Origin of the sequence: Gemmiger formicilis, assembly GCF_900167555.1 — a bacterium.
Classification (GTDB): domain Bacteria; phylum Bacillota; class Clostridia; order Oscillospirales; family Ruminococcaceae; genus Gemmiger; species Gemmiger formicilis.
Genome location: NZ_FUYF01000033.1, coordinates 7,752 through 13,513, shown reverse-complemented (window position 1 = coordinate 13,513; position 5,762 = coordinate 7,752). Strand labels below are relative to the sequence as shown.

Below are 5,762 nucleotides of genomic sequence, written 5' to 3'. Positions count from 1 at the left end.
CTTTACACTGCCAATGGCCGTTATATCCGCTGCTGCACCGAAGAAGGCACCCGCCCGGTCATCATCGTCTGCGAAAAAGAGTACGAGGTCGATGTGCAAGAGTTTATGCTCTGGTCCATCCTCAACTGGCGCATCCTGCGGGAAGAGGAAATCAGTAGCTTCTACGAGAAGATGGCGAGCAGTTCCAATGTCACCATCCACCGCAGCTGGCAGGACTGTGTGCAGCGCCTGCTAGTTCGCGGGCTCATTGTGGTTGGCACCGGGGATACCGAGTATGATGCGCTATATGATTTGCTCTCCTGCCGCTTTATCATCCCCATCGGTGCGGCATGGCCGCTGCGGGTGCTGTCGTTCCTCAAACTGACGTTTTTGGAGGGCATCTCTTGGAAAATCACCCGCCGCCTGTTCCACGTTGATGCCCGTAGCGCCTGCGAGAAAAAAGTCATCCGCCTTGCCCGGCAGACACCGCTCTCGTGCGCGGAAATTATCAAGTGCATCGAAATGGACATCCGCCGCCTGAAGGACGGCTACGATGTGCTGGACAAGCTGTATGACGACAACGACCTGAACTGCGACAACTTCGCCCATGCAGTGCGGGAGTACCGTTGCAGCCGCGAGGTCATCACGGCAGTGTCAAACCTTTACCTGCGGCAGCAAATTATGCTTGATACTTACTGATGCGATAACCGACAAAATAGAAGCGGAAGATTCCCGCTGTCTTAAATGAGAATCTTCCGCTTCTATTCATATTATTGCTGTGGGACTTTTTCGATCAGATCATCTATACTGCAATGCAGGACACGTGCCAAGCGCAGCAAGGTTTCCCCTTGCGCCTTGTTAATGTCTTTCTGGCGTTGCTCATATTGCTGGATGGTGCGCACGGGGATTTCTGCCTGTCGTGCCAGTTCCGACTGGCTCATTTCGGCCAGTGTGCGCAGGCTCTTTAGGTTTGTTTCCGGCTTTGCTGCGCGGTACAGTTCGTTCATCTTATCAGCAAACTGGCGAACGTCCATTTCATGGTAGGGCGTATACAGCATTCGCACCTTGGAAATCGGCACAGCCTGCTCAATTTCAGAGAAGCGCAGCCCGGTATCCCACTGGTAATATGCGATAGCCCAGCCCGTCCAGTATTCGAGACTGCGGTCATACGCATAGGATGCCTTGCGGACGGGTTCTGGCTCCCCCGCCTGTTCCAGTACCCTGCGGGCAAGTTCCACACCGGAAGTGCCTGCCAAAATAGTGCTATCACCGAGTTCAAAGCGATGGGAAATCTCGCTCATTAAAAACCAGTTCCATACTGTTTCCAGCGGATACTGTAAATCATTGACCATGTAGTCCAGCATACGCGCAAGACATTTTTGTGCAGCGGTAAGATAATTTTTATCGTAAGCGTGGATCACTGGGCTTCATCTCCTCGTCAAGGATGGTTGTAATGTAAAGATCGCCCCTTTGGCGGCGGTTCCGCTCTACATCAAAGTATTGGCGGCGGGCGGCCTGGTCACGGAACGCTTTCTTCTTATACCATTCTTTGGCGTCTGCTGTATCATAGCCCATAAATTTCAGCTGCTCAAAGGCTTTTCGGCTTTTCAGTACAAATTGCTGACCCAGTTTGCCAAGGCGCATAGCGCTACACAACTGGCGATACGAGATTGCACCGTTGATAAAGTCAGAGGCAAAGGAAAAGTAGCTGTCATCGGCACGATAGCCGATAATGACATCTGCCGTTTTGTAGTCCAGATGAAAATTCTGTAAGAGATAATCCTTAGCTTCCGCCGCCAGCGGTGTGGACGCATCAAACTCACGGTTTTCAAGCAGAATCGTCAGCCAGTGCAGCATTGTATATTCCGGGGCATTCAAATCGAGAATCGTCAAACCGTCACATTCGATTTGATACTCATTTGCATAACCGTTGTGGTCAATACTTACGCCCCACTCTTTCGCCATGTTCGGGTTTTCGGTGCAGTAGAAGCCAACGCCATAGTCATTGTAGGGCTTTCCATAGCCATATTGGGGCTTTTCAATAATGTGATCCGAGCCGTGATAAATCGTCTTTTTCATCAGACCACCTCCTCATTGCAATTATACTCCTGCGGGAGTATAATTGCAAGCGCGTTGTTATCATCGTGCAGGAGCCCATACAAAATCCACCGTTGACATCCACAAGATATAGTATTATAATAATCTTATAGATGATTTTTATGCTATATAAGCATACGTTGTTATTTTTGTAATCGGTGCCGGTAGTAGATGGCATTGCGCTGAATTGGGCGCGGTGTCTTCCCTGCCGGCACTTTTTTATATAGATATTTCCTGCCACCGGCAGAAAGGAGTGAACCAAGAATCCATCCGCATCCCGCATGGCCGCCGAAAAGCGGCTGCACCTTGGGCTGCATCAAGTGTTCAGAATGGACACCTGATGCAGCCCTTTTTGTTTTTGTGAAAGGACGGTAATCGACAATGAAATCTGACAATGCCATCTGGAACGGTACAAGTATTTTCGTGGGCATCATTGTAGCCATCGCCGCGTTTGTGCGCGGCGCGCTGCTGCTGCCGCTTCTGCTTGTTGCCTGCTCCATCTGGGAACTGTATGTGCTGCACCATCTGCGCAGCAGCCTACCGGCAGTCCCCAAGAAGAAAGCAAAGGCACCCCGCCGCACCAAGTTTGTGGTGCCGGACATTGAGGACGAACCGCTCAGCGACATTCTGCTGCTTCATGTGAACCAACGCGTCACCGCTGCGCTTCGCACGGCGGACAGCAACATCACATGGGAATGGGCCACCAAAGATCCGCTTGCTATCGTCAAAGAGGGAGGGCGCTGCCTGATTCGTGTTCACGGATTGGACGGCTTTGAGAGTGCCGAGGTCGTTTTGGACAAGCAGGCTCACTTGCGGTGCGAGTTGATCAACACCGTGCCGCTGCGCCCAAATCCCACGGCAGACACGCCTGAAAAACCGCGTATTCCCGCTGAGACTCCCCCACTGCCCGACCCGCGCATTTGGTATGAAACTGAGGGACGCGCAACGCTGGAGGGCATAGTGGCCGACCTCAGTTCCCGCGGGCATCACTCGATGACCGTGCAGGAGGACGGTCACATCCAGCTTACGGATGGCAGCACATCGGTACTCCCGGAACTGCACGGTTTCCCACCTGTGGGCTGCTGGGAAAAGTTGAAACAGGTCTTTGCAGGAGATGGGCTGGCCGCCGAGGAAACTTCCGGCAAGCTGGTTCTCTCGTGGTAAAGGGAGGTTTCGCGTATGAAATCCGGTGTATCTTTACAGCAGATGCTGACCGAAGTGAAGCGGCAGAGCGAGTCCAAGGAGGACTACCTCATTGCCCCCAATCGCCTGCGGATGGAATCCTACGGCAAAGAAATGTTTTTGCACCTGTCGGACGACAGCGGCACTGAGCTGATTGAGCCCATGACCATCACCGGCATCGCTCATCGGCAGATCGGCACTCATCTGCGTATTCCCGCCGCCTACTATGACCGTATGCGGGAGGAACGTCCCGACTTGCTGGCCTACAACGCCAACACATGGTTCAAGCAGGAAAGCAGCCAGCGTATGCTGCGTACCTTGGACGGCTCCGCTCGTGCGTACCTGAGCAATCGCTACCGCCGCATCGACAATATCGACATTGCCGGAGTGACGCTTCCGATTCTCGGCGGGCTGCCTGACATCCGCTTTGAAAGCTGCCAAATTACCGAAAGCCGTATGTATATCAAGGCCGTGAACCCCCGCTTGCAGGCGGAGGTATCCCCCGGCGACATTGTGCAGGCCGGGGTCATCATCAGCAACAGCGAGGTCGGACTTGGTTCCGTCAGCATCCAGCCGCTGATCTATCGGCTGGTGTGCAGCAACGGCATGGTCGTGAATGAAGCCGCCGCCCGCCGTAACCATGTGGGGCGTGTTACAGATAGCGAGGAAAATTTCAGCGTCTACTCCCAAGCAACTTTGGACGCGGAGGACAAAGCCTTTGTTATGAAGATTCAGGACACCGTGCGCGCTGCTGTGGAAGAAGCGCGGTTCGCGCAGGTCGTCGGCAAGATGCAGGAGGCCAAAGCCGCGCAGATGGATACCCGTGATGTGCCGGCCGTCGTCAAACTTGCCAGCAAAGAGTTCCACATTACCGACAGCGAAAGCACTGGCGTATTGCAGCGGCTGATCGAATCCAACGATTTGACGCTGTATGGTTTATCCAACGCCGTGACTCGCCACAGCCAGGATGTGGAGAGTTATGACCGCGCCAGTGAATTGGAAAGTATCGGTTACAGTATTTTGACCATGCCGCCCCGGCAGTGGTCGAGAATCAACCAGGCAGCTGCTTGATGCTGCCCTACATATAGGAGGATTTTTTATGTCTATGATGAACGCTAACGCCGCAGCCACTACCGCCATGACCGCCAACGAGCCGCTGGATTTTGTGCTGCCCGAAATGGGTGATGCCGATTTCAGTAGTGAGGAACTTGCTGAGGATAGGGACGGGTTTACGATGTCCTTTCCCCGCATCAAGATTCCCGCAGGCGGCGTGCTGCAGTTTGAATTGCCCACCGGCGACCCTCAGCACCCAGATTACAGCCCCACTCTCACCGGCGTGATTTTGTTCAATCACGCAAGCTGCGCCTACTGGCCGGAGGGCGATGAGTACAGCGACGATGTACCGCCGCTCTGCTCCTCTGTAGACGGCAAACAGGGCTACGGTGAACCCGGTGGTGTCTGCGAAACCTGTGCGTTGAGCCAATTTGGCAGTGCCGCCAATGGTCGCGGCAAAGCCTGCAAGAATATGCGGGTGCTGTACTTGCTGCGCAGCGGGGAGTTTATGCCGCTGGCGATCAATCTCTCTCCCACCAGCATCAGCCCGTTCCGTGAGTTTTTGAATCAGGGTTTTGTTTTCCGCAACCGTGCCACTTATGGCAGCCTTGTGGAGATTGGTTTGAAACGCCAGACGAACCCGGAGGGCAAGGATTACAGCGTTGCCACGTTCAAGCGCTTGGGCGATTTCCACGGCGAGCAGCTTGCCGCTGTGCGCAAGTACGCCTTGAGCTTCCGTGAGCAGATTCGTGGCATGAATCGCCAGCGCATCGAGGCAAAACGTGAACAGGATGATGGTCTTTGTGAGGTGGAGAGCTGCGCTGCCGCCCCTGCGACCGCCGATGGCAGCTTCTGCATCGGTGCTACGGTGAACGGCGACACGCAGCCGCTGCCCGCGTGACAGTTTATGAAGGAGGTGTTTTATGCACGATATTCCGTTGAATGATACTCAGCGTATTTTTGCCGACAAGAACCACAACCTTGTTTACAAGTTTCTGCACGAGAAGAATCTGCCTGCCAGCGAATATTATGACATCGTCATTTTCGGCTATCTGCGGGCGGTGCAGCGGTATCTGACCGACCCGAACCTTGCAGGCTATTCCTTTGCCACGGTTGCGTGGCGGGCGATGGAGGGCGAAGTTGTCAATACCCGCCGCACCGACAAGCGCCGTTTCCGCGTCATCCGCTTCGTCCGACCCCGGCAGTCTTACACCGGGCATCTGACCCGGCGTTCCACGCCGACGGTGACGGACGAGGAAGCGCTGCGTGAAAGTGAGGTTGCATTGCTTCTGCATGCTCTCGCCAAGCGGGTAATGCCCCAGCAGATGGAGATTATCCGTCTGCGCACCAAGGGCTACCAGACGAACGAGATTGCGCAGATGCAGAACACCTCGCTGTACCATGTGAACACGCTGCTGGATAACGCGCGGTTCATCGTGGTGGAACTGTGC

Annotated in this window: 7 protein-coding genes; 5 read left to right on the top strand and 2 right to left on the bottom strand. The window is 54.4% G+C overall.

Translation table 11 applies throughout. The annotated features are described in order from the left end of the window. The coding region (locus B5D32_RS15280) for a hypothetical protein (RefSeq protein WP_078785524.1) at nt 1-678 on the top strand (678 nt) is incomplete at its 5' end. Between the two features lie 71 nt (nt 679-749). Here B5D32_RS15280 and B5D32_RS13640 read toward each other — a convergent pair. Together B5D32_RS13640 and B5D32_RS13635 are read right to left on the bottom strand one after the other, a co-directional pair. Continuing rightward, on the bottom strand, nt 750-1,400 hold the full coding sequence (locus B5D32_RS13640; protein ID WP_078785523.1) for a helix-turn-helix domain-containing protein: 651 nt from the start codon (nt 1,398-1,400) through the stop codon (nt 750-752). Continuing rightward, nucleotides 1,381-2,058, bottom strand: coding sequence for a DUF3990 domain-containing protein (locus tag B5D32_RS13635; RefSeq protein ID WP_078785522.1), 678 nt, complete (start codon nt 2,056-2,058; stop codon nt 1,381-1,383). The genes B5D32_RS13640 and B5D32_RS13635 overlap by 20 nt, the downstream gene beginning before the upstream one ends. Before the next feature lie 399 nt (nt 2,059-2,457). Here B5D32_RS13635 and B5D32_RS13630 point away from each other — a divergent pair, with 399 nt between their 5' ends. The 4 genes from B5D32_RS13630 to B5D32_RS15435 form a co-directional block, all read left to right on the top strand. Continuing rightward, nucleotides 2,458-3,240, top strand: a complete 783-nt coding sequence (locus B5D32_RS13630) for a hypothetical protein (protein WP_078785521.1) — start codon at nt 2,458-2,460, stop codon at nt 3,238-3,240. Nucleotides 3,241-3,255: 15 nt separating this feature from the next. Next, nucleotides 3,256-4,329 carry a DUF932 domain-containing protein gene (locus B5D32_RS13625; RefSeq protein ID WP_078785520.1) on the top strand — a complete coding sequence of 358 codons (1,074 nt, stop codon included), beginning with the start codon at nt 3,256-3,258 and terminating at the stop codon, nt 4,327-4,329. 28 nt (nt 4,330-4,357) lie between these two features. Continuing rightward, nucleotides 4,358-5,212, top strand: coding sequence for a hypothetical protein (locus B5D32_RS13620; RefSeq protein WP_338108552.1), 855 nt, complete (start codon nt 4,358-4,360; stop codon nt 5,210-5,212). A gap of 22 nt (nt 5,213-5,234) precedes the next feature. Continuing rightward, a partial coding sequence (locus B5D32_RS15435; protein WP_200805196.1) for a sigma-70 RNA polymerase sigma factor region 4 domain-containing protein occupies nt 5,235-5,762 on the top strand: 528 nt, incomplete at its 3' end.